Below are 546 nucleotides of genomic sequence, written 5' to 3'. Positions count from 1 at the left end.
TGAGCTTTCTTACAATGACATAAGCAATAGAGCTACCAAAAGCACCTAAAATAGCAATCATCACACTGAACATTGGAAGTGTTTGTGCAGATTCTACGCCGGTTTCTGGCCGAACCATGACGTAGACGCCGAGCAAACATAGCGCAATACAAATGAAGGTTGTGGGCTGAATTCGCTCTTTCAAAAAAATGACAGCGAGCAGCGCCGTAAATACCGGATGAATGTATTGGAAGATGGTTGCTTCTGCCAAAGGTAACGTGGTTACCGAATAGTAAACACACATCAGCGCGAAGGTGCCCACCGCGCCACGCGCTAAGAGTAGTGGTTTGTTGTTGCCCCAAACAGAGATTCGTTTTCGTTTCACATCTAAATAACTGATCACTAAAGAAACGAGTGCTCTTGCTGCAACGATTTCAAAGACAGGGATACCATGAAGACTGACATGCTTTACCGTGGCCGACATTAGCGCGAACCCGAAAGCGGAGAGCACCATAAAGCGCACACCAATGGGAACCATAGTGTTGAGTGAATTAGACATTTTACTGC

The 546-nt window shown here is 45.8% G+C and carries 1 protein-coding gene; it reads right to left on the bottom strand.

Features of this window, described 5'->3' with window-relative positions:
• A partial coding sequence (locus tag R7E78_RS29670; protein ID WP_318059083.1) for a DMT family transporter occupies positions 1 to 538 on the bottom strand: 538 nt, incomplete at its 3' end.
• Between the last annotated feature and the right edge of the window lie 8 nt (positions 539 to 546).

The organism is Vibrio sp. YT-19(2023), assembly GCF_033337395.1.
This window is presented reverse-complemented; position numbering and strand designations above follow the sequence as displayed.